The sequence below is a fragment of the Pseudobacter ginsenosidimutans genome (assembly GCF_007970185.1).
In the GTDB taxonomy this organism is placed as follows: Bacteria; Bacteroidota; Bacteroidia; order Chitinophagales; family Chitinophagaceae; genus Pseudobacter; species Pseudobacter ginsenosidimutans.
Window position 1 is genome coordinate 5,553,048 of the sequence record NZ_CP042431.1, and the last position, 23,511, is coordinate 5,576,558.

Genomic DNA, 23,511 nt, shown 5'->3' on the forward strand with positions numbered 1-23,511 from the left:
GAAATTATTGGTTAGAGAGTGCTGATATTCCTGCTGCCATCCTGTTGCACATAGTAACGGAAAGTGAAGTAGGGGGCAGGCCAGAAGAGATCCACCACCAGCGGGGGATTGCCTTTATAAACATTGATCAGTTCCAGTTTCGCGAATTTTCCATCGGCAGTTTTCAATACGAACGTGCGGTTCTTTACAGGCACCACCAGGTGATTGCTGAGTGAATAGAAGAACCAGCCATTACCGTTGCCGGGATCCCAGCCAACACCTGGCCTTCCTTCATGAATGAAAATATCATCGGCTGGTGCTTCATGTACCTGCTCATAGGGCTTATCGATGATCACGATGGCTGCACCCTTACCTGGTCCGCCAAGACCCGGACTGCCTTTCAAAGTGCCGCTGTTGCAGCTCACGAGCGAATTGTAGATATCGCCAAAGCATAAGTCCCAGTCGCCTGTTTTCAGGAAGCCGGAGCTGTCTTTTGCTGTTTTCAGGAATACCTGTTTTTGATCTGAGAAGCGGAACAGGAAAGGATAGAAAGGGCGTTGTTCTTTTCCTTCCACGCCTTCGCCCATGGAGGCCAGGGTATCTCCGGCCAGGTCTTTGATCAAAGTACTTTTAGTGTGTTCCGGATTATAGGGGTCGTTGCTTTTTTTACAGGACGTCGTCATTAGCAGTAACCCGGCGAGCAGGTAAACGAGTGTGCATATATTGTATTTCATGTGTTGTATCATTGTGCTTGTTTGAAACATCTCCAGACCAAACCGGCCAGGATCATTCTTCCGGGTTGTGCAGGCATGAGATAGTCTGTATAATCATTGATATTCTCTGCCGTAAGTTGCAGTGTTAGCCTTTCTTTCAATATTTTTTTCTGAACGGAGGCATTCAATAACGCGAATCCATCCACGAAGGCATCGTACCGGTCGATATAGCCATTATTATCCATGTCCTGGAATCCTGCTTTGCTGCGGTAATTCATGCGTACGCTGAGTGCAAGTCCCAATGGCTTGTATTCATAAAAGATCTGCAGGTTTGCCATATGACGGCTTCTGTCAGGCAGGCCGAAGTAATCTGAAACACCGGCGGGCCTTACAGCATTGGGAGCGCGTACGGTCCTGTATTTGCTGCCGCCATTTTTGATGGAATCGATCACGGTCTGGTCCTTTGCATAGAGCAACTGGTAACCTCCGGAGATCACCAGTCCTTTCATAGGATTCCAGTGTATTCCAGCTTCAGCTCCATAAGTGTAAGCCTTCGCGATATTGAACCAGCTGAATAATTGTGAGCCATTCTTTTTCAATCCCACCTGCTGGTTCACGATCTGGTTGTAGATAGTATTGTAAAAGCCGTTGAAGTTGATCTTGAGTTTTTCAACAGGTTTGATGATAACGCCACCATTCCAGGAAGTAGAGGTTTCAGGCTTGAGATCCGTGATTGCACCGGCAATCTCCCACACAGCCTGTACCTGTCCGGCCGCTTTCAGATCTGCAATACTTTGTTCGAACACATTCGCACCAACAATGGTATACCCCTGTGTTACATTGGTGAATACCTGGTAAAGCTGTTTGTAAGTGGGTGATTTGAAACCACGCCCCACCGACATTTTTGCCGTGAGCCAGGAGTTCAGCGCATAACTGATACCGGCAGCAGGAGAGACTTTTTGTCCGTATACAGAATTGCCATCGAGCCTGAATCCTGCAATGATGTTCAATGCATTTACCGGTTGCCAGCTGGCCTGCGTATAGGCGAAATAGTTAGTCATGTTGCCGCCGGCACCTTTCGCTTCTGCGATATTTTGCATCCAGGCACCACCGGCGCCTCCGATCAGGGAAAGTTTTTGAGGTTTGAAATCATGGGACGCCTGCATTTCAACGCGATGAATATTCTCTTTGAAATCATTGTTCTGAAGTGTAATGCCATTTTCCCGGAGCGTTACTTCCTGCGAAGATTTGTAGGTAGTGAAGTAGTAACGGCTGATGATCCTTGTATTGACTCCCAGCTTCAGGTTATGCGCCAGCATAGCGTTGAGATCGTCTTCGTCCAGCACATCCCTTGTTGGCATAGCACCATAGGAACGATCCATAATGGAATGACGATTGGCATATCTCGCTGTGAAATGCAGTGAGCCAGCTTTGTCGAAATCATAATTGGTCCTGGCCATGAACGAGAGATTATCGTAGGGTGGGGATGTTTTTCCTTCCCTGAGATATTTCGTGTTCACATTGAAGCCATCGGTCCTGTAATAATTCGCGGTAAGCCAGGCGCCTCCTTTCTTTTTGGCGAAAGGCGTTTCCGCTTCAATAGTGGCATCAGTTGTTTTGTATGTGCCGTGCTGTAATGAAACCAGGGCCTGTGTTTGTGTAACTTGTTGCCTGGTGATGATGTTTACCACTCCACCAAGCGCTTCGCTTCCAAAGAGACTGCTGGAGGCGCCTTTGATCACTTCAATTCTTTCGATATCTGAAACGGAAATTCGGCTGAGATCGAGGTTCCCGCTGTTCCTGCCAGCAATGGGTTGTCCGTTGATGAGGATGGTAATGTATTCAGAAGAAAAACCCTGCATTTGCAAACCGATGCTCCGGTTGCCGGAGCCGAGATCGCTCACGATGGCCATCCCTGTTTGTTCGCGCAACACCTCATCCAGTCTGCGGCTGCCCATGATAGCGATCGTCTTCTTATCGATAATGGTAACAGGCGCTGGCACTTTGTGAATATTGATCACATTATCCAAATTACGTGTACGGCTTTCCGTTATAATCACTTCCTGAAGTTTTTTGGCACTGTCCTGTGCATGGACGGGTTCTAAGCATAACAGCAGAAACAGTGTGCAGCTTAGCGATGATATGGATGACGAAATGTTCAATGGAAAGTGATTTGAATCCGCAAATTTCAAACATCACCAACATCAGTACGGGAGAATTACTTACCTGATCCGGTAAATGAGCTTATCATAAACGGGAATTTATTTACCATTTCCGGGCAAACTTTTAATATGTTATTGAATGTGGTAAACTCTTTTTCCTTTTTCGGTATTCTATTTCCGCTTTTCGGGTGAATTGCAATTATGAATTCAATATTATTGTGCATGAATATCTCACATGATTAATACCGTGAATATCCAGAACCTTGCTGCTGAAAAGATGTTTTGTCCGTTTACAATACAATCAGAAGGAGGCATGATCCGTGAGAGTCGCCGTCAGGTAGACAAAGGAGGTCATGCGGGGAGCATTTATGAAGTAAGCACACCGGACGGCATCAATCTTGGTTACTACAATGTTGCCTCCACGAAGAATGGTGAAGTGGTGATCAATAATCAACAGGCATTCTTACAACTCAGCTATACGATCAGTGGAAAGAAAAGTTATCGTGTGAATGATGGCAGTAATCACCTGGTGAGTTTTGTAAAGCAGGAATACAATTATCTGTTCCTGCCGGAGCAGCGGATCCATCTTTGCTGGGAGCCGGGAGAGCGGCTGGAGACTTTTGAGATCGGCATCAGTCCTGACCTGATGATGCGATTCCTTCCTGAAGAACATCCTTTCTTTCCGGTATTGAAAAAAAGCATCACTGAGAACGTGCCTGCCCTGATGAGCCCGATCAATTTATCGCTGCCCACCAGGAGCAGCGCCATTCTTTATGATATGCTGCAATGCCCGTTGGAAGGGCGCTACAAGCAACTATACCTGAAAGGTAAGATCACAGAACTGATGGCGCTGCAGCTGGAAGAATACGAGCAATTCATGGACCGCAACATGAAGGCTGCAGGTAAGGCGCTGAAGCAGGAAGAGATCATGCGCATGTATATGGTGAGAGATATCGTGGTGTCTAACCTGCAACGTCCCTGTTCCCTTATAGATCTGGCGCACCAGGTAGGCACCAATGAAGCATACCTGAAAAAACAATTCAAACAGGTATTTGGAACTACCGTATTCGGCTACCTGCAGGTGATCAAAATGGGAGAGGCGAGGAAAATGCTACTGATGGGACAAAGTGTTTCCGAAGTGGCTTATCTGACAGGATACAAACATGTGGCGCATTTCACGAGGGCCTTCAAGAAACATTTTGGTGTTGCTCCCCATGTGATCAGAAGTAAAACATAATGAAAAGTCGCGGCCTCCCGGCGCGCGACTTCAATAATAAACGCTGGATAAATTATTGCCGGACCTACTTCGCAATCCACCAGGCCAGCACCAGCCAAAGCAATCCTTTGATCAGAAAGAACATGAATCCCCAGAAGCCGATCTTCTTGATCCATTTGATAATGGCCTGTTTTTTTGTGGTGGTTGTTTCCATGATCATTCGCTGATGATCTGATAGGTTTTGAAATCGCTAGACATCGGCGCAGGTTTTCCTTCAGCCTTTGCTTTGGCAATGTCTTCAAATCCGCGTTTGTGGCCCTGGATAAAAGTTTCCGAGCGCGTCCAGTCCTTAAATGCCTGCTCGTGTTCCCAATAGCTTACGATCAGATAGGGATCACCTTCCTTACCCGGACGAAGCACATGCATATTAAGAAAGCCAGGCATGGTGTCGATGGCATGCGCCCTGGTGGCAAAAAGTTGTTCAAAGCGGTGGCGGTATTCAGCATTACAGTTGATGTAATTGATGGCTACAAAGTGATTTTTCATCTTTTTTTGAGTTTGTGAATCAAAAATAAGTTTGTCACAGAACTGTCATGCGCCATCCCGGGAGAATCAGTTACCCCAAAAGGAAAACTTCATTTTATACGAATTTCTTTCCAAATAACAGCGGGAAAAAAAACGGGAAATGGCGTTTTTTTTCCCGCTGTTATGCAGTCCTGTACAGCTAACATTGTATTGCTAATGGTACTGATGATGTATAAGGCAGGATATACCCAGTAGTACTGATTTTTAAAAAAAAGGGGCGAAAAATTTGTAACCCCGGAGGTTACGGCATATCTTTGTTATGATTATTTCAATAACCCATAAAGGCCTGCGGCAATTTTGGGAAAACGATGATCCTTCGCTGCTACCAACGGCCTATATTGAAAAGATCAGGAGAATCTTGTACTTGTTGAACCATCAGTCTCCTTTGAGGGAACTTCAATTATTAAGAAGGTACAGGCTTCATCGCCTGACCGGAAATTTAGAGGATTACTGGTCATTGCACATCACGCCAAATTACAGGATCATCTTCAGGATAGTTGATGATGATGTGCACCTGGTTAACTTTTTGGATTACCATAATAAAAAATCAAAATTATGAAGAGAGGAATGAGACCTCCGCAGCCGGGCCCTGCTATACTTGATCTGCTGATCGAAGACAGGGGCCTTACCATCACGGCAGCTGCCAGACTGATGGACGTCAGTCGTAAGCAGTTGTCCGAGGTAGTGAATGGTATTGCCGCTCTTACCCCTGAGATGGCCATTCGTATTGAGCGTGTGTTCGGCTCTTCCGCCGATCTCTGGATGAAGATGCAGGCGGATTATGATCTCTGGCTTGCCGATAACTCCGGCAAGCTGGATCATCTTAAGCCCATTGATGGTAAACAACCTCAGAAACAGGCTTCCTGACCGCTCCTCACATCTCCTTTGTTAATATTGTTTTACAGCCGCAACAACGCAGCCTATTTATCGTTATTTTTGGTACAATGACCAAAGTTTTCAATTATATGTTTAGCAAAAGGAATCTGCCGGTTGTGTTGATTTTCCTGGCCGCAGGAGTATTTGTGGCCTTCCGTTCCCTCGGGCTCGGTGGAGGAAAGAACAATGAGACCAAATATGATAAAATTCTTCACACAGTAGGAGAAATGCTTACCCAGATCCACTATAGCCCCAAGAAAGTGGATGATGCCTTCTCCAAAGAAGTATTCAAAAAATACCTTGGAGAGAAGATAGATGATCAGAAGAATATCCTCTTACTCTCAGACGTGAATCAACTGAAAACAGCATACGAAACCAAACTGGATGATGAGATCCGGGGTGGCTCTGTTCAATTCGTTCCTGCCGTTAGTACTGTTTTCAAGACAAGAATAGCAGAAACAGAAGCGATCTATAAAGATATTCTCTCCAAACCATTCGATTTCACAAAGGACGAATCTGTCAATCTCAATTCAGAGAAAGCGGACTATCCCAAAAACGAAGCTGAGCGTCAGGAGTCCTGGAGGAAGCGCCTGAAATATATGGCCCTCGATCGTTATGCCGAACTGATCGCTGACCGCGAAAAGAATGCCGGTAAAGAAGGCTTCGTAAAAAAGACCGACGCTGAGCTTGAAGCAGAAGCTCGCGAAAGAGTGTTGAAGATCCTGAACAGGACATACGACCGTCTCAAATTCAAAGTGACCGATGATGACCGCTTCAATGAATATGTGAAGACAGTAGCAGAATACATGGATCCGCATACTACCTTCTTTCCACCTGTTGATAAACGTTACTTCGATGAACAGATGAGCGGCCAGTTCTTCGGTATCGGCGCTTCACTCCGTGAAGAGGATGGATTCATCAAGATCGTTACCCTTGTAGCCGGTAGCCCTGCCTGGAAATCCGGCGTATTCAATGTTGGTGATATCATTCTCAAAGTAGCGGAAGGAAAAGAAGGAGAGTGGGTTGACCTTACCGGTTATATTGTAGAAGATGCTGTGAAACTTATCAGGGGCAAGAAAGGCTCCGAGGTCAGACTGACTTTGAAAAAAGCAGACGGGTCACTGAAAGTGGTAAACCTGATCCGCGACAAAATACTACAGGATGAAACCTTTGCCAGAAGCGTGGTGATCAATACAACCCGCGGTAAAGTTGGCATGATCTACCTGCCGGAGTTCTATGCCAACTTCGACGATCCCCAGGGAGCACGTTGCTCTGAGGATGTGCGCAAAGAGATCATTAAGCTGAAGGAACAGAAAGTAGATGGCATCATTATGGACCTCCGCAATAATGGTGGGGGCTCACTCTATGATGTAGTGCAGATGGTGGGGCTTTTCATTGAAGGCGGCCCCATTGTTCAGGTGAAAGACCGCGATGGCAAACCCCAGGTGTATTACGACCGCGACAAATCAGTTCTGTATGATGGTCCGCTTGCCGTAATGGTGAATGAATTCAGTGCCTCTGCCTCTGAGATCTTTGCAGCCGCTATCCAGGATTACGATCGTGGCCTGATCATCGGCAGTACTTCCACTTATGGAAAAGGAACTGTTCAGCGTAATATCGGTCTTGATAAGACCATGGGAATGCTGGACCCGAACAGTGATCTCGGCACACTCAAAGTAACACTGCAGAAATTCTACCGCATCAATGGTGGCTCAACTCAGCTGCGTGGTGTAAGTTCAGATATCACCCTCCCCGATATCTATGAATTCTCCAAGCTGCGTGAAAAGGACAATCCTGATGCATTGCCCTGGGATGAGATCCAGCAGGCAGGTTACAATCGTTGGAAATACGGACTGGACCTGGCGCCTATTCAGAAATCCAGCGAAGCAAGGTTAAGGAACAATGATGCTTTCAATCTGATCCGTACCAATGCAGAATGGCTGACCAAACAGAACGATAAGGTGGCAAGTCTCAACCTGAAGAAATACCAGGATGAGCAGAAACAGATCAAAGCTACCGTGAAGCAGATCGAAACATTGAGCAAATCGTCCCATGAACTGGATGCACAAGCGCTTGTGGAGGATTTGAAGAAATACGAAAATGATCCTGCCAAGCTGGAGCGTTTCAAACAATGGGTAAAGAACCTTCGCTCCAATGATATATACCTCAATGAAGCAGTGAATGTGGTGAATGATATGATCATCCAGAAGAATCTTGTTTACAGCGGTAAGTAATTCATTAACCATTTTCAATTCATGAGTCTGTTAACGCATTTTAAAGCGATCACTACTTTTATATTCGATATGGATGGTGTGCTCACTGATGGCACACTACTGATACTTGACAATGGTCAATTCATCCGGCGTATGAACATCAAGGATGGTTATGCGCTGCAACTGGCCATCAAAAAAGGTTATCGTGTTGCTGTTATTTCCGGCAGTACTTCCGATCCGGCGGTTATACGTCTGGGAAAGTTGGGTATCACAGATGTGTTCATGGGAGTGAAGAACAAAACCGAAATATTCCAGCAATACCTTGCCCAGCACGGCATACAGCCATCACAGGTATTGTACATGGGCGATGATATTCCCGATCTTGCAGTGATGAAACTGGCAGGAATGCCCTGCGCCCCCGCAGATGCTGTAACCGAGATCCGTCAGGCAGCCAGGTATATTTCACATTCATCAGGAGGAATGGGATGTGTAAGGGATGTGATCGAACGTGTAATGAAACTGAACGACCACTGGGATCTGCATACGGATGTGGCGAGTAAATAGTTCTTTCTTATCTTAGCGTTGCATGAAACTTCTGACCGCATTTTTACGGCTTATCAGAACTTTGAACCTTCTGTTCATCGCGGTTACCCAGTTGTTGTTTTACTATTGCATTGTTGTGCCCGTTTTTGCACAAGCCAATGCAACACTGCCACTGACATTCCCGCTTTTTATCATATTGATGACCGCTTCGGTACTGATTGCCGCAGGCGGTTATATCATCAATGACTATTTCGACAGGAATATCGATCAGGTGAACAAGCCTGGTAAACTGGTTGTGGAGAAGATCATCAACCGCCGCTGGGTGATCTGGTGGCATATGGTATTATCTGTTGCCGGTATCATTCTCAGTTTGTATGTAGCCTGGAAAACCCGGGCCTGGTGGCTGGCATTTGTGAATACCGGTTGTGTGATCGCACTCTGGTTCTATTCCACCAATTTCAAACGCAAATTACTTTCAGGCAATATTATCATTTCCCTGCTCACCGCATGGGTTGTACTGGTAGTAGGTTTCCTGAGTCATTACCTCGCCACCATCAAACCTGATATTTGGCTTGGCTACAATGCCAGTAAACTGATGCGGCTAACCTTTCTTTATGGTGGCTTTGCCTTTATCATTTCACTGATCCGGGAAGTGATCAAAGACATAGAAGATATGCATGGAGATGCCCGTTACGGGTGCCGCACCATGCCTATCGTATGGGGTATTCAAAGCAGCAAGGTTTTTGTAGCCACCTGGATGGTGGTGCTGATAGCTGCTTTGGTAATCGTACAGGCCTATACGTTACCTTTCAAATGGTGGTGGTCTCTGATCTATTGCATCACCCTGGTGATAATCCCGCTGATCTATATTTTCCGGAAGCTCTTCCCTGCGCAATCGCCACAGGATTTTCATTCCCTCAGCAGTTGGGTGAAACTGGTGATGGCCACGGGTATCTTTTCTATGGTGTTCTTTAAAATTTATTCCTGATGACGAATGCATACAATATTGTACTGGCTTCACAAAGCCCACGCCGCAAGCAATTGATGGAATGGGCGGAAGTGAATTTTGATGTGATCGCTCCGGTAACGGATGAGGCTTTCCCGGAAACCATGCCGGTAGAAGAAGTGCCCGTACATATTGCACGCAATAAAGCGCTGGCTGTAAAGGATGGTTACGACTATAACCGTTACGATATACAATCGCCCATTGTTGCGGCCGACACTATTGTTGTACTCAACAACCAGATCATCGGTAAACCGGAAAGCAGGAACGATGCCATCCGCATCCTTAGCTCACTTTCAGGAAAGCGTCACCAGGTGATCACGGGAGTAGTGATCCTGGCAGGAGAGAAGGAAGTATCCTTTGCCGATATCACTTCTGTATGGTTCCATGAACTCACGGAAGAACAGATCATTTTTTATGTAGACAAATATGAGCCTTACGATAAAGCCGGCGCCTATGCCATCCAGGAATGGATTGGCGTTACCGGTATTAAATCCATAGAAGGGGATTTTTACAATGTGATGGGGCTACCCGTCAGCCGCGTGCTCCAGGCATTGCAAACCCTTTGATTTTTTTCTGATATCGATTCCTTAATGCCACTGTAAGAAAATGCCTGATCAGGCAAGGTGCTCTCTATTCTATCACCTCAATCAATTCCTGATCATGCAAGAAAGATTATTGCAGTTCATCTGGCAATTCCGTTATTTCAATCAACAGCAATTATTGTCAACCAATGGCAATGTGCTGGAACTGGTCCATCCCGGAACCCTCAATCATAACCAGGGTCCGGACTTTCAACAGGCGATGCTCCGCATCGATGGAATGCTTTGGGTAGGACAGGTGGAACTGCATATCCGCAGCTCTGACTGGTATGCACATGCGCACCATCATGACTCCCTCTACCGTAACGTGATCCTGCACGTGGTATGGGAAGATGATGTGAACAATCCGCATGATCCTGTTCCCATCCTTGTGTTGCAGGACAGGGTGCCGAAGCTCTTATTGAATCAATACCAGGAGTGGATGTTGAGCAGGCAGTTCATACCCTGTCAGTCGCAACTCAACAGTATCGACCGGCTTGTATTCATGGCCTGGAAAGAAAGATTGATGGTGGAGCGGCTGCAGCGAAAAACAGAACTGGTATATTCCTTCCTGGAAAGCACAAAACATCACTGGGACGAGACCTGCTGGTGGTTACTGGCCAGGAATTTTGGCATGAAGATCAATGCTGACGCCTTTGAGCAGATTGCCAGAAGCCTGCCTGGAGCATTGATCCAAAGGCATCGTCAGCAACTGGTGCAACTGGAAGCCCTGTTGTTGGGACAGGCCGGCTTGCTGAACAAATCCTTTCAGCACGCATATCCATCACAGTTAAAAAGGGAATATGAGTTCTATCGAGCCAAATACGGATTGCGGCCCGTTCATATTCCCGTGTACTTCCTGCGTATGCGCCCGCCTGCATTTCCAACCGTTCGGCTGGCGCAGCTCGCGATGCTTCTGCATTCATCCGAGCGGCTATTCCATTATATACTGGAAACCGAAAACCTGGAGCAATTGCGCTTACTATTGAACGTTACTGCGGCTCCTTTCTGGGATGACCATTATACACTGGAAGAATCAGCTCCGCCCAAACCCAAGCATCTGGGTGAACAATTTACAGATAACCTGCTGGTGAATTCAGTGATACCACTGCTTTTCGCATATGGTTGCTGGAAACGGGAACAGGTGTATAAAGACAGGGCCATTCGATGGCTGCAGCAATTACCGGCTGAGCAGAACAGCATCATCAATTCATTCCGGATGTTGGGCGCGGGTTGTGAAGATGCGTTCGATAGTCAGGCACTGCTGGAAATGAAATCGCAGTATTGTGACCGTAAGAGATGTCTGGATTGCGCAATCGGCAATAACCTGATCAACTCACAGTGGCTGTCCAGTTGAATACCACTTTCACCTCTATATCCGGGTGAATGCTGTAGATAACCGGGCATGTATGAGCAGCTCTTTCGAGGATAGTCTTTTGTTTATCATCCAGTTGCTGCAATGCATCAGGGAAATGAAATGTTAAATTTATGCCGCCGATCCTGCGGGGATCCGCTTTCATGATTTTCTGAGTTTCGATCCTGGTGCCCTCCAGGTTGATCTGCATGTCACGGGCCTTGATCCCCATGATGGTCATCATGCAGGCGCCCAGTGCGGTTGCCACGAGGTCAGTAGGAGAGAATCTTTCGCCCTGCCCCTGGTTATCGGTGGGGGCGTCTGTCTGAATTTGATTGCCTGACTGGAGATGTGTACAAACCGTTCTGAGATTTCCTTCGTAAACTACTTCAGAAGTCATTATGTAGAATTTTGCCTTAAATTTACGTTGAATAATTAAATCATTGCCGGTGAAGAAAATTGTTTTGCTCCTTTTGACAGGTACTATCTCATATGTTGGGCTGGCACAGGAAACTCCCAGGCCAAAATCGCCCACAGCAAAGGAAGAGAAGAGGAATGCCCGGCGCGAACGCATCAATCAGTTGATCAGGCAGGAAGAGGAGGGTGAGATCATTTTCGCCAAACAAAGCATTTTCGGCTTCAAGCTGGCTTCAGACGGCTACGGCCTGTCTTACGAGTTCGGCCGCTTCCACAGCCCGCGCGTGGCCATGATCTACCAGATCGAGCTCAACGAGAAGAAAACACGCACGGAAAAGCGCTATTCCGTTGTAAGCGGTGGCTTCAATACCAACTCCGTGGTATTTGGCAAGACCAATAATTTCTACCAGCTCAAATTCGGCGTAGGCCAGCAACGCATCATCGGCGGAAAGGGCAACAAGAACGGCGTTGCCGTGATGGCCATCTATGCCGGCGGCGTTAGTGCAGGACTGCAAAAGCCATATATGATCAATGTTACCAGAAACGGGGAAGACTTCCGTTTCAAATCCACCTATCCCGAGATCCTGGACAGTGGCTTTGTTGAAAGAGGCGCAGCGGGTCCGTTTGCAGGATGGGGCGACGTAAAAGTACGTCCGGGTGCTCATGCCAAACTCGCTCTCCGGTTCGACTGGGGCCGTTTCAATGAAACCGTTTCAGCCGTGGAAGCGGGCGTAAATGCTGAATTCTATTCTTCCAAGATAGACCAGGTAATGAAAATGCCCCCCAAACAGTTTTTCTTCAATGCATACGTTACCCTCCTCCTGGGTAAGCGAAAGTGATGAAAGTGATGTACTTTTACGGCGGTAAACTTTCAGTCTCCGGATTTGTTAGTTATACCTGGAGCATTTTTACTTGAAAACGAACGTATGCAGGAATTACCGATCATCAATAAGGTAGCAGAGACAGAAACTAAGATCAAAAAGCCCAACTGGCTTCGTGTGAAGCTGCCTACAGGCGAAAACTATAAACATGTACGCGGTCTGGTGGACAATCATAAATTGCACACCATCTGCGAGAGCGGCAACTGCCCCAATATGGGCGAATGCTGGGGTGAAGGAACAGCTACATTCATGATCCTGGGCAATGTCTGTACCCGGAGCTGCGGTTTTTGCGCAGTAGCCACCGGACGCCCCGAGCCGGTTGACTGGGATGAGCCCCAGCGCGTGGCTGAAGCCATCTACCTCATGAAAGTGAAACATGCCGTTATCACTTCCGTTGACCGTGATGAACTGAAAGACCAGGGAAGCATCATCTGGCAGAATACCATCAAAGCCGTGAAAACACTCACGCCCGATACAACACTGGAAACACTGATCCCCGATTTCAAAGGTAAAGCCGAAGATATTCAGCGTGTGATCGATGCCGCTCCAGAAGTAGTATCCCACAATATCGAAACAGTGGAAAGGCTTACCCGTCAGGTACGCATCCAGGCAAAATACTGGAGAAGCATGGAAACGCTCAAGATCCTGAAAGCAGGAGGTATGCGCACTAAAAGCGGTATCATGCTTGGATTGGGCGAAACAAAAGAAGAAGTGGTGCAGACACTGAAAGACCTTCGCAACAGCGGAGTGGATGTAATTACCATGGGGCAGTACCTCCAACCAACCCGCAAACACCTGCCTGTGATCCGCTTTGTTCACCCCGATGAATTTGCGGAGCTCCGCGAGATCGGTTACCAGCTTGGATTCGATTATGTGGAAAGCGGTCCGTTGGTGCGTTCTTCCTATCACAGCGACAAACATGTATTGCCCGGATACGGAAGAGGCGTGTGGGAAGCTGAGAAAGCAGCTATCGTATCATAAAAACATATTCATTGAAAAGATCATTCTTGCTGGGGAGCATTCTGTTTGTACTGAATGTTCCCTTTTCTTTTGCCCGGCAAAACTGGCAAAGAGCTGATTCCTTATTTGCACCGTTACCTCCCGGCATCAAAGTTTTCTATTCAAAGGATTCTCTGAATGGCCGGCCCTTTTCTGCATATTTTGTGGAGGCCGACCTGAAAGACAAAAAACTTGATTTCACTGCGCAGACCGGTCACGGCAAAAGGTATACGCCCTCACAGTATTACGCAAACGAAAACCAGCCATACCTGGTGGTGAACGCAACTTTCTTTTCCTTCAATACCAATCAAAACCTCAATCTCGTGATGAAAGATGGTGTGCAGGTTGCATATAACAATCCATCGCTGAAGAGCAAGGGGGTAGATTCCTTTTATTATCCAACATACGGTGCTATCGGCATCAACAAACGTCGTAATGCAGATGTAGCCTGGATTTTCACGGATACCACTATGCGCTGGCCATATGCCTTCCAGGAGCGGCCCGTTGTAGCGAAAGGCACAACACCCGATCCCACGATCCGCAACCTGAATACGCTTGACAGATGGAAATGGTGGAGAATGAAAACTGCAGTAGGAGGTGGGCCGGTATTGGTGAAGGACCATGAGATCTTCATTCCGTTCAGGGAGGAACAGAAATTCGTGAATGGTGAAAACGACCGTCACCCGAGAACCGCGATGGGTTATACGGCTAATGGGCAACTCATCATACTGGTGGTGCAGGGAAGAACGCCCGGTGTTGCAGAAGGAACAACCCTCAAGGAAACAGCCATCATTCTGAGGGACCTGGGCTGTGTGGAGGCGGTGAATCTGGATGGAGGAGGCAGCAGTTGCATGCTGGTGAATGGAAAGGAGACCATCAAGCCATCAGATAAGGAAGGACAGCGGCCTGTACCGGCTGTATTCATTATACAAAGAAAGTATTCAAAAAAGGAAATGAAGCCCTAAAGCTTCATTTCCCATACCAGTGCACTCGCGCCGAGTATCGCAGCATCTGCTTCTTTCAGCTCCGAGAACAATAATTTCACTTTATCGCGGAAGATCGGTAACAGGTTCTTCTCCATGTGTTCGCGCGTGGGATCGAGGATCAGATCACCGGCTTTGGTCATACCACCGAAGAGAATGATCGCTTCGGGAGACGAGAACATCACGAAGTTGGCCAATGCCAGCCCCAGTACTTTGCCGGTGAATGCATACACTTCACCGGCCAGTTTATCTCCCTGCATTGCGCAATCATATACCACTTTTGAATCGATGGCTTCCTTTGCGAAATTGCGGAGAAGACTGGGAACAGCTGGATCCCTTTCGAGAAACTCATTGGCGGTCAAAGCCACGCCGGTTGCGGATGCATAAGCTTCCAGCGAACCATGCAGGCCGGTGCCTTTGTGCAGCCTGCCGTCAGGGATGATGGTAACATGACCGAGTTCGCCGGCAAATCCGTCGTGACCATAGATCAACTGACCATTGGCTACGATGCCGCTTCCCACACCCGTTCCGAGTGTGATCATGATGAAGTCTTTCATTCCGCGTGCTACGCCGTACATCATTTCACCTACTGCCGCGGCATTGGCGTCGTTGGTGAGAGAGCAGGGACTTTGAAAGCGGGCTGTCATCAGATCGCGGAGAGGAACAACGCCTCTCCAGGGAAGATTGGGTGCGTACTCGATTGTACCATTATAATAATTACCATTCGGTGCACCCACTCCGATACCGCGGATGGAATCCATTCCACCCACCTGGTCGATTGCAGGTTGCAGCGCGTGGTACAACTCTTCGATAAAATCATTCGGATTATCGTGCTTCCTTGTAGAGATGGCGCCGCGATAAGAAATATCGCCGCGATGATCTACAATGCCAAATACAGTATTGGTTCCACCGATATCGATACCAATCGCAAAATCCTGTCGTTGACTTACCATGTCCGTTACCTGGTTTGTTAAATGTGTGTGCATGTTGTTACAGAGAACATTCGGTTTAGAGATCCATTTTCACTGACTAGTGTCCGGCAGCCACCTGCGCGTCTACATCCAATCCCTGTTTCTTCAGAACAGATTTTGTTTTCAGCGTATGCCATGCAAGATAAGCGAAACAAAGCAAGGGAACGATATAAGAGAAGTGAGTGAAGGAAGTGCCCATCACTGTTGAACCAGGACTAACCTTATCAATATCTATGATAGCTCCCTGTGCGGGTGGCAGGATAGCGCCACCGAGGATCATCATGATCAGGAATGCAGAACCCTGGCTGGTATATTTGCCCAGGCCGCTGACAGCCAGCGCAAAGATACAGGGCCACATCACTGAAGCGCAGAGACCGCAACTGATGATGGCGAAATTAGCTACCATACCGGTATTGGTAAGCGCAATCACCATGGCGATTGCACCTAATACTGAAACGGTAAGCAAAAGCTTCACAGGTTTCTCATTTGCAAAAAGGAATGCGCCAACTGCAATGGCAATACAGATAGGATAGAGCAGGAAATCATCTACCTTGTTACCCTTGATCAGGTTCACCAGTAAAATGATCCCGAATGCTGCAAAAGGTACTACGATGCCCAGCACTTTTTTAACTCCCTTGCTGAAATTGAAAACGCTCACCGCTCCGGTCCAGCGCCCAATCATCAAACTACCCCAATACAATGAGATCAGGTGGGAGATATGTGCTTCATCGTATCCTCCGAATTCCTGCAGCTTGAGCAGCGCGCCGAAATTATTATCAACCGTTACTTCCACACCTACATATACAAAGATGGCGATCATGCCCAGCACCAGCTGTGGGTAAGCCATGGCTCCCCATCCGGATTTATTCCTGGCGGCCAGTAACATGCTCACGAACAGCACCAGCAATATGAGTACAAGGGAAGTAACAATAGTAGTGGATTTTGTAATACCGAATTGCAGATGGATCTGGTCTGCAAACAAAACGGGAGGGAACAACAGGCCGATGATCACCAGTGCGATCATGGCTTTGGGGCTTTTCTCCAAAGTTTCGTTGGAGGTTGTCTTCGGCAATTTGGCTACTGCAAAAACCAGTGATGCCAATATGAACAGTCCGGAGAGGAAGAAATACAAGGTTTGTATATTGGAAATATTCGCAGGTGAACTTTCTCCCTCTTTCACTGTGCCGAAAAGCAGCCAGCTTACTACCAGCGGCCCCAGCAAGGTACCGAAAGAGTTCACACCACCGGCCATGTTCAAACGATGTGCGCCGGATTCCACGGGACCCAATGCTATGGCGAATGGTTGCGCGGCGGTTTGTTGCAATGAAAAGCCCAGTGCTATAATAAAGAAAGCGATCAATACGGCAGCAAAAGTAGGAGCTTCAGATCCACTGATAAAGGCCAGCGCAATGGCGCCTACCACAGAGATCAGCAGGCCGTAGATAATGCCTTTTTTATATCCGATCTTGTTCAGTACATCAATGCCACTTACAGTGGATACGATGAAAAGGATCAATGAACCATAAAAATAAGCGCCATAAAAGGCGGAACCAATGAGCTGAGACTGGATCTGGTCCAGGTGAAAAAATTCCTTACAGAATGGGATAAAGATACTGTTGGAGGCTGCTACAAACCCCCAGAAAAAAAACACGGTGATCAGAACCCCAAATTGGGACCATTTTGTTGGTTGACTCATGAACAATCGTTTGATTTGAAAAGATTTTTTAAAAATAGTTGTTTTTTATGATCAGCCGCAAGGATTGTATTTAAAAATTATAATCTCACTAATCATCAGTGCGTCTGATTAGATTTTTGTAATGCCTGAACGGCGTTCGGCCCTTTTTTCCTAAATTCAATCAGTATTTCATCAAACACCAGATACAACAGCATGGAGATCTTACACGTAAGCGCAGAATGTTACCCGGTAGCAAAGGCAGGAGGACTGGGAGATGTAGTAGGCGCATTACCTAAATATTTGAATGAACAGGGCCAGATAGCCAAAGTGGTGCTCCCGATGTACCGCACCCGCTTCCTGTACACACATCAATGGGAAGTAGTGCACAAAGGCGGCACCAATATGGGCAACTGGTATTTCGATTTTACCGTGATCCGCGAACAGTCCAACGAACTCGGCTTCGATCTCTACCTCGTAGACATCAACGGACTGCTGGACAGGGAAAAGATTTATGGCTACGATGATGACACGGAAAGATTCACTGCCTTCCAGATCGCAGTGCTGGACTGGGTTTCAGCCTGGCAGGATAAACCGGATGTGATCCACGTGCACGATCATCAGGCTGCGCTGATACCATTTATGATGAAGTATTGTTACAAGTATCAATCGCTCAAAAACATTCCATCCGTACTCACCATTCACAATGCCCAGTACCAGGGCTGGATGGGCTGGGATAAAAGTGTATACCTCCCTCAATGGGATACCTGGCATTGGGGTATGCTCGACTGGAACAACAACATCAATCCATTGGCCGCAGGTATCAGGTGCGCCTGGAAAGTAACAACTGTTAGTCCAAGTTACCTCGCTGAACTGCGCTACAACAGCAATGGACTGGAAGCCCTCTTCGAATATGAGAAAGGAAAATGTGTGGGCATCCTCAATGGTATCGATGTGGATGTGTGGGACCCGGAAACCGATCATTATCTCAATGATCATTATGATACCGTTGAAGTGGAAAAAGGAAAGGCCGCCAGTAAGAAACTGCTCTGCGAACAGTTCGGACTGGATACTGAGAAGCCCCTGATCAGTTTCATCGGCAGACTGGTAGGAGAGAAAGGCGCTGACCTGCTGGCGCAAGCCATCGGTGATTCGTTCTATTATATAGGCAGAAAGATGAATTTCCTGGTGCTGGGCAGTGGCTTTCCTGAAGTGGAAGCTGCGCTCACCGCATTGAAGCCATTGGCTCAATATGATTACAATGTTTATATCGGGTACAATGAAGCGCTTAGTCACCTCATGTATGCCGGATCCGATTTCCTCCTGATGCCTTCCCGCGTGGAGCCCTGCGGCCTCAACCAGATGTACTCCATGCGCTATGGCACCGTGCCAATGGTCAGAAAAACCGGAGGTCTTATAGATACAGTTGTTGATCTTGGCGAACCGGATGGCTATGGCATCTGTTACAACAATGCCAGCGTGGGAGACATTACCCAGGCAGTTTGGCGGGCAACAGATTTGTATGAAAAGAAAGACAAACTGAAAGAGATCCGTCAACGAATGATGCAACTCGATTTTAGCTGGGAATCCAGCGTTGAACAATATATTCAGGTATACCGATCATTCTAAAAATTCCATTATGAGCAAAGAAGTGATTGCTGTCATTTTAGGAGGAGGAGCAGGAACAAGATTATATCCCCTTACCGCCAGCCGTTCCAAACCTGCCGTGCCTATCGCCGGCAAATACCGCCTAGTAGATATTCCGATCTCCAACTGTATCAACTCGAGCATCACTCGTATGTTCGTGCTCACGCAGTTCAATTCGGCCTCGCTCAACAAACATATCAAGAACACTTATCACTTCAGCGTTTTCAGCAGCGCGTTCGTAGACATTCTCGCTGCTGAACAAACCCCTGAAAGCACCGCCTGGTACCAGGGAACGGCAGACGCAGTAAGACAAAGCCTTCGTCATCTCAGTCAACACGATTGCGAATACGTACTCATCCTTTCAGGCGATCAGCTCTACCAGATGGACTTCCAGAAAATGCTGGACGATCACAAGGCAAAAGGAGCGGATATCTCCATCGCCACCATTCCCGTGGGTGATCGCGAAGCATCCGACTTCGGTATTCTAAAAGCCGACGAGAACAATACCATCACTGCTTTTATCGAGAAGCCCAAAAAAGACCTGCTGCCGGACTGGATCAGCGATACAGGTCCTGATATGCAGGCGCAGGGCAGGAACTATCTCGCCAGCATGGGCATCTATATCTTCAACCGCAAACTGCTGATTGATCTGTTAATGGACCTCTATAAAGATTATACAGATTTCGGTAAAGAGATCCTGCCGCGCGCACTCAAGGAATATAAGGTCACCAGCTACCAATATGATGGTTACTGGACAGATATCGGTCATATCTATTCGTTCTTCGAAGCCAATCTGGCACTCACACAAGAGATCCCACCATTCAATCTCTTCGATAAATCAAATGCGGTGTATACCCGCGCGCGCATGCTGCCACCCGCCAAGATCAGCGGCACCACACTCGAGAAAACCATCATCGCCGAAGGCTGCATCATCAATGCCAGCCGCATCGAGAACTCCGTGATCGGTATCAGAAGCAGGGTAGGGCATGGCACCACCATGGTCAGCTGCTATATGATGGGATCGGATTATTTCGAGACCATCGAAGAAATGGAATACTCAAAAGAACGCGGACTGCCTAAACTCGGGATCGGCGACAGATGCTATATCAAGAATGCGATCATCGATAAGAATTGTCGCATAGGCAATGACGTCAGGATCAATGGCAGCATCCATATGGAGAATGCAGATCATTCACTCTACACTATCAGAGACGGAATAGTTGTAATAAAGAAGGGAGCGATCCTGCCGGACGGCTTCGTCATTTAATGCTATTTAGGGTTAGATTTTTTGGGGGTACATGTAAAACACGGCTGGCAAAACCTGCCGGAGTGTTGATTGCTATTGGGCTATTAGTGATATGGATTAAGCGGTGGTAGTGAAGCCAGGCTTTCGAGCAACAGTTTTTGAGGCCGGTTCTTACATGTACCCCCAAAAAATCTAACCCGACCCTCCGGGGGCGCATCTTTGGGGAACCAACTCAGATTACACTGAGTAATGACGGGGAAGGATGGATATTACTTCTCATTCAGGTATTTTTGAATAAGTGGTTCAAGCTTTGCACCGCGGGCATCTGTTGATACGATTCTTCCTGATTTATCCAGCAACCAGACAGTTGGTAAGGAATTGATGCCGTATAGCAAACGGTAGGTGTCACTGTGGAATCCCTTCCCTTCAAAACGCTGTGGCCACGTGATCTTATTCTCCTGAATAATTTCTTTCACACGGGGGAGAGCAGATTCATTATCGAGGCAGATTCCTGCAATTTCAAATCCATCTCTATTGTATTTTTCCAGCATCGTTCTTAGATGAGGAAATTCATTTAGACAGGGCTTGCACCAGGATGCCCAAAAATCTATCAATACCACTTTCCCGCGTAATTTTTCCAGTTGGAATTCAGTTTTATCTAATGCAGTAAAGGACATCTTGAGTGCTTCTTCTCCACGCTCCAGTTTAAGCGCCATCAATTGTTCTGTTGCTGTTTGATACAATAATTTGAGTCCATCCTGATTGGCTTTGCTGGTTTCTTTTTGAAGTTCATTCCAAAATATAGCAGCTACAGCAGGGGAGTAGCCTTTCAGAGCAGACAGAAAATCTTTTGCCCGCTCAGGCAGCACCGCTAGTTCTGCAAACTGTTGCATGTGTTCACGGAATCTTTGCAAGAAGGATTTCCAGTAAACCTGCTCAAATGCAGACCAATAATCTGCTTCAGCTTCTTTTCGCGGAAGCAGTCCAAAGTTTCCCGATGCCAGTCTGAAATCCCGGGCGAAAAGTGAAAAGGCCGCTTTCTCTTTTTCTTCTTTAGTGCCGGCACCATTTAATATTGAAAACACGATCCGGTTGCCAGTGGTCAGCCATTTCTGCCTGGCGGCAGTATCGATCACTGCTGAACGCAAAATGGCCGCCCAATCCATCCCAGGCTGTTTCTCAATGGTGTCCAGGGATTCATTTCCACTGGCTGCTATGAAGTAAGGATTGGCAGATAGAAACATTCTCAATGCATCCTGGCGCCTGGAATGCAACGGATAGCTTTGCCAGAAAGCCTCTGCCAGTTGCATTCTCGTTAGCAAATGCTGGTCTTCGTACCTTTTCTTTCCCAGTGGCCGCAGTTGCAGATACTCCTGATAGGCTTCTTTACCTGCCGGGATCTGTCCACCCATTTTTTCAAGTCTTGCCCAGGCAGCATCTCCGCTTTCCTGTAAAGCTATGCCCGACTGCCCTAATGTGATAAGGGGCATCAAAATGATACATATTATCAATCTCATTGCTGTTATCGATTTTATCAGAGAATTCAAGATCAATCAGTTTTTCTACAAGTTCGTTTTGAATAGCGCTTCATCGGGAGGAAAACAACGGTCTTCCAGACAGCCCTGGAAATGTATTTTGCCCTCCAGCATCCCGGGCGATTTTCTTTTCTTCTTTGTGATAACGAATACCTGTTTCACTGAATAATCTCCTTCCGTGAATACTGAACTCTGTCCATGATAATTGGAGAGAGGCCATACAACGCTGTTGACTAACCGTAAATGGTCAGGAATACTGGTCCATGTAATTTTCATGGGGAAACCTGTACCGTCATCGATATTATCGGGTGCCAAAACATAGAAACCTTTTTCAACAGTGAATTCCATCGTCCAGGTTGCGCTGTCCTTGCTATAGATAATTTTGGAGGATTGAACATTTACCTGTGCCGTTGCACAGGTAAATGTTATAAATGAAATGACAGATGCCAATGCTTTTTTGATTTTCATACATTATAATTTTTTATTGGAGCCTAATAATACATACACACGTCCATCGTGAGCAACACCTTCTCTTCCGTAGGTTCCATAAACATTTTTATACATCATATCAGGAACAAACATATTTTTCTTTACAGCTTCGTCATGGGAATATCCCCTTTCTATCATGAGCCTTTCCGCTGCTTTCATACGTTCTCCCAGCTGGAGGATCTCTTCTGTGGTTTGATAGGCCGGATACTTTTTGTATGTTTTTGCTTCTTCTTCCCATTGCCAGGAAAGGTCCGCATCGTAGCGGCCATAATTGGTAGTTACACAAGCTCCGATAACCAGGTCCTTTATTCCATCATTGTTCCAATCGGCTACACATATATTGGGATGCGAACCAGGAAATATTTTGTCGCCAATATTGGCTCTTTCAAACAAAGGAACACCGGGGAGAAAGGACAATCTTTTTCCTTTTCTTATGCCCTTAAAAAAAGTGATAAAATGGAAGCCTGGTTTATAATAGCCATTTGTGACCAGCAGGTCTTCCACATTATCATTGTCCCAATCCACTATATAGGGCACCATATGCGTGCCGGTAATTTCAGATTTCATCAGACGTTGTAATGCCTCTTTGTCTGTAAAGCTGGCAGTATCGATCGTTCCCATAAACGCACCTTTGGTATCTTTCAGTGGTGTTCTTATGCCGAAGACCGGCGACTGCCTTGTGCCGATATTCATTGCCGAACGCAGGATAGCGCCACCCAGGATCATGTCCTGTTTTCCATCGCCATCCAGATCAACAAAAGCGGTTGTGGCATAACTCCAGTATTCTAAATCAGCAGTATCAACTTCCGATTCCTTTTTCTTCCAGGCTGAGCGTTTTATGGAAAGTTCTTCACCCAAACCTGTTTGCGGAATTCTTTTTCCCAGATCAAAAGACTCATCCATTTTCTTATAGAGAAGGATCTCCCCTGTATCAAATTGTCCCGCTACGAGATCGGCTTTTCCATCACCATCCAGGTCTGCAAGGCGGGGCGTGAATGCCATGCAGCACCAAACATTTATGGAGATTGGTGTAGCATATAGATTACTCTTCTTATCATAGCGCAGATAGTATGATGGTTTGTTGTAAGCGGGCTCGGTTTTGGTGCCAGTGTTCTCAAATACCCTCAGGAAATTTCCTACAGCAGCATTATGCTCGAAACCCGACCCAAACTCTCCCAATACGAGGTCGTCCAGACCATCATTGTTTACATCAAAGATTGCCGGAGAAGCCCAGCCCAGTCCTTTGGTAAACAGAGGGCCTTTGGAATTCTCAAGTAAAATAGGTTTACCCAGCTTTGGCGCACCGGGGATATCCCGGCTTGCCAGTCTCTTAAAAGCTGAAAGTTCAATGTCTGCCGGAGATACCTGCGCATCTGCAGAATGGGCAATAGCAAAGCCTGCTATTATCAATAGCGTTTTTCTTATTGACATCATGTAATGAATTAT

23 protein-coding genes are annotated in these 23,511 nt (G+C 46.8%); 13 read left to right on the forward strand and 10 right to left on the reverse strand.

What is annotated here, in order from left to right; genetic code table 11:
* Nucleotides 1–11 precede the first annotated feature (11 nt).
* Nucleotides 12–725 carry an HmuY family protein gene (locus tag FSB84_RS21845; RefSeq protein ID WP_225979857.1) on the reverse strand — a complete coding sequence of 238 codons (714 nt, stop codon included), beginning with the start codon at nt 723–725 and terminating at the stop codon, nt 12–14.
* Nucleotides 722–2,752 (reverse strand): TonB-dependent receptor plug domain-containing protein, encoded by a 2,031-nt coding sequence (locus tag FSB84_RS21850; RefSeq protein WP_158644054.1) that lies wholly within the window; start codon nt 2,750–2,752, stop codon nt 722–724. The genes FSB84_RS21845 and FSB84_RS21850 overlap by 4 nt, the downstream gene beginning before the upstream one ends.
* 337 nt (nt 2,753–3,089) lie before the next feature.
* On the opposite strand from FSB84_RS21850, the gene FSB84_RS21855 reads away from it, so the two are divergent.
* A complete protein-coding gene (locus tag FSB84_RS21855) occupies nt 3,090–4,091 on the forward strand; it encodes a helix-turn-helix transcriptional regulator (protein WP_130539993.1) in 1,002 nt (333 codons plus the stop codon).
* Between the two features lie 64 nt (nt 4,092–4,155).
* Here FSB84_RS21855 and FSB84_RS21860 read toward each other — a convergent pair whose 3' ends face one another.
* Nucleotides 4,156–4,284, reverse strand: coding sequence for an alanyl-tRNA synthetase (locus FSB84_RS21860; RefSeq protein WP_207234208.1), 129 nt, complete (start codon nt 4,282–4,284; stop codon nt 4,156–4,158).
* Between the two features lie 2 nt (nt 4,285–4,286).
* Nucleotides 4,287–4,616: an antibiotic biosynthesis monooxygenase family protein gene (locus tag FSB84_RS21865; RefSeq protein WP_130539995.1), complete on the reverse strand. Its 330-nt coding sequence runs from the start codon at nt 4,614–4,616 to the stop codon at nt 4,287–4,289.
* Nucleotides 4,617–4,914: 298 nt separating this feature from the next.
* On the opposite strand from FSB84_RS21865, the gene FSB84_RS31735 reads away from it, so the two are divergent.
* The 7 genes from FSB84_RS31735 (at nt 4,915) to FSB84_RS21900 (ending at nt 11,228) form a co-directional block, all read left to right on the forward strand.
* Nucleotides 4,915–5,214: a type II toxin-antitoxin system RelE/ParE family toxin gene (locus tag FSB84_RS31735; protein ID WP_130539996.1), complete on the forward strand. Its 300-nt coding sequence runs from the start codon at nt 4,915–4,917 to the stop codon at nt 5,212–5,214.
* A complete protein-coding gene (locus FSB84_RS21875; RefSeq protein ID WP_207234209.1) occupies nt 5,211–5,522 on the forward strand; it encodes a HigA family addiction module antitoxin in 312 nt (103 codons plus the stop codon). The genes FSB84_RS31735 and FSB84_RS21875 overlap by 4 nt, the downstream gene beginning before the upstream one ends.
* A 98-nt stretch (nt 5,523–5,620) precedes the next feature.
* A complete protein-coding gene (locus FSB84_RS21880) occupies nt 5,621–7,765 on the forward strand; it encodes a carboxy terminal-processing peptidase (RefSeq protein WP_130539997.1) in 2,145 nt (714 codons plus the stop codon).
* A gap of 21 nt (nt 7,766–7,786) precedes the next feature.
* Nucleotides 7,787–8,308 carry a KdsC family phosphatase gene (locus tag FSB84_RS21885; RefSeq protein WP_130539998.1) on the forward strand — a complete coding sequence of 174 codons (522 nt, stop codon included), beginning with the start codon at nt 7,787–7,789 and terminating at the stop codon, nt 8,306–8,308.
* A 22-nt stretch (nt 8,309–8,330) separates the two neighbouring features.
* The gene (locus FSB84_RS21890) at nt 8,331–9,275 is read left to right on the forward strand and encodes a geranylgeranylglycerol-phosphate geranylgeranyltransferase (protein WP_130539999.1); all 945 of its coding nucleotides are present in this window, start codon (nt 8,331–8,333) and stop codon (nt 9,273–9,275) included.
* Complete coding sequence (locus FSB84_RS21895) at nt 9,275–9,859, forward strand: Maf family protein (protein WP_130540000.1); 585 nt, start codon at nt 9,275–9,277, stop codon at nt 9,857–9,859. Before FSB84_RS21890 ends, FSB84_RS21895 begins: the two co-directional genes overlap by 1 nt.
* A 94-nt stretch (nt 9,860–9,953) precedes the next feature.
* Complete coding sequence (locus FSB84_RS21900; protein WP_130540001.1) at nt 9,954–11,228, forward strand: DUF2851 family protein; 1,275 nt, start codon at nt 9,954–9,956, stop codon at nt 11,226–11,228.
* Here the strand turns inward: FSB84_RS21900 and FSB84_RS21905 are convergent.
* Complete coding sequence (locus FSB84_RS21905; protein WP_130540002.1) at nt 11,203–11,625, reverse strand: OsmC family protein; 423 nt, start codon at nt 11,623–11,625, stop codon at nt 11,203–11,205. The two genes, FSB84_RS21900 and FSB84_RS21905, sit on opposite strands and share 26 nt — an antisense overlap.
* Nucleotides 11,626–11,674: 49 nt before the next feature.
* Here FSB84_RS21905 and FSB84_RS21910 point away from each other — a divergent pair, with 49 nt between their 5' ends.
* The 3 genes from FSB84_RS21910 to FSB84_RS21920 all read left to right on the forward strand — a co-directional run bounded on the left by FSB84_RS21910 (nt 11,675) and on the right by FSB84_RS21920 (nt 14,487).
* Nucleotides 11,675–12,481: a hypothetical protein gene (locus FSB84_RS21910; protein ID WP_130540003.1), complete on the forward strand. Its 807-nt coding sequence runs from the start codon at nt 11,675–11,677 to the stop codon at nt 12,479–12,481.
* An 87-nt stretch (nt 12,482–12,568) separates the two neighbouring features.
* Entirely contained in the window at nt 12,569–13,504 is a 936-nt protein-coding gene (lipA, locus tag FSB84_RS21915; RefSeq protein WP_130540004.1) for a lipoyl synthase, read from the forward strand.
* Nucleotides 13,505–13,515: 11 nt separating this feature from the next.
* A complete protein-coding gene (locus tag FSB84_RS21920; protein WP_158644055.1) occupies nt 13,516–14,487 on the forward strand; it encodes a phosphodiester glycosidase family protein in 972 nt (323 codons plus the stop codon).
* On the opposite strand, the gene FSB84_RS21925 is transcribed toward FSB84_RS21920, so the two are convergent.
* A complete protein-coding gene (locus FSB84_RS21925; RefSeq protein ID WP_130540006.1) occupies nt 14,484–15,458 on the reverse strand; it encodes an ROK family protein in 975 nt (324 codons plus the stop codon). The two genes, FSB84_RS21920 and FSB84_RS21925, sit on opposite strands and share 4 nt — an antisense overlap.
* A 76-nt stretch (nt 15,459–15,534) precedes the next feature.
* Nucleotides 15,535–17,172, reverse strand: coding sequence for an MFS transporter (locus FSB84_RS21930; protein ID WP_130540007.1), 1,638 nt, complete (start codon nt 17,170–17,172; stop codon nt 15,535–15,537).
* Between the two features lie 192 nt (nt 17,173–17,364).
* Here FSB84_RS21930 and FSB84_RS21935 point away from each other — a divergent pair, with 192 nt between their 5' ends.
* Nucleotides 17,365–18,777, forward strand: a complete 1,413-nt coding sequence (locus FSB84_RS21935) for a glycogen synthase (RefSeq protein ID WP_130540008.1) — start codon at nt 17,365–17,367, stop codon at nt 18,775–18,777.
* Nucleotides 18,778–18,787: 10 nt separating this feature from the next.
* Nucleotides 18,788–20,062, forward strand: coding sequence for a glucose-1-phosphate adenylyltransferase (locus tag FSB84_RS21940; protein ID WP_130540009.1), 1,275 nt, complete (start codon nt 18,788–18,790; stop codon nt 20,060–20,062).
* Nucleotides 20,063–20,310: 248 nt separating this feature from the next.
* Here FSB84_RS21940 and FSB84_RS21945 read toward each other — a convergent pair whose 3' ends face one another.
* Genes FSB84_RS21945 through FSB84_RS21955 form a run of 3 tightly spaced genes read right to left on the reverse strand, consistent with a single transcriptional unit; the run spans nt 20,311 to nt 23,499 of the window.
* Complete coding sequence (locus FSB84_RS21945) at nt 20,311–21,558, reverse strand: TlpA family protein disulfide reductase (RefSeq protein WP_130540010.1); 1,248 nt, start codon at nt 21,556–21,558, stop codon at nt 20,311–20,313.
* A gap of 45 nt (nt 21,559–21,603) precedes the next feature.
* Nucleotides 21,604–22,044, reverse strand: a complete 441-nt coding sequence (locus tag FSB84_RS21950) for a hypothetical protein (RefSeq protein WP_130540011.1) — start codon at nt 22,042–22,044, stop codon at nt 21,604–21,606.
* 3 nt (nt 22,045–22,047) lie between these two features.
* Nucleotides 22,048–23,499: an FG-GAP repeat domain-containing protein gene (locus tag FSB84_RS21955; RefSeq protein WP_130540012.1), complete on the reverse strand. Its 1,452-nt coding sequence runs from the start codon at nt 23,497–23,499 to the stop codon at nt 22,048–22,050.
* Nucleotides 23,500–23,511: the final 12 nt, after the last annotated feature.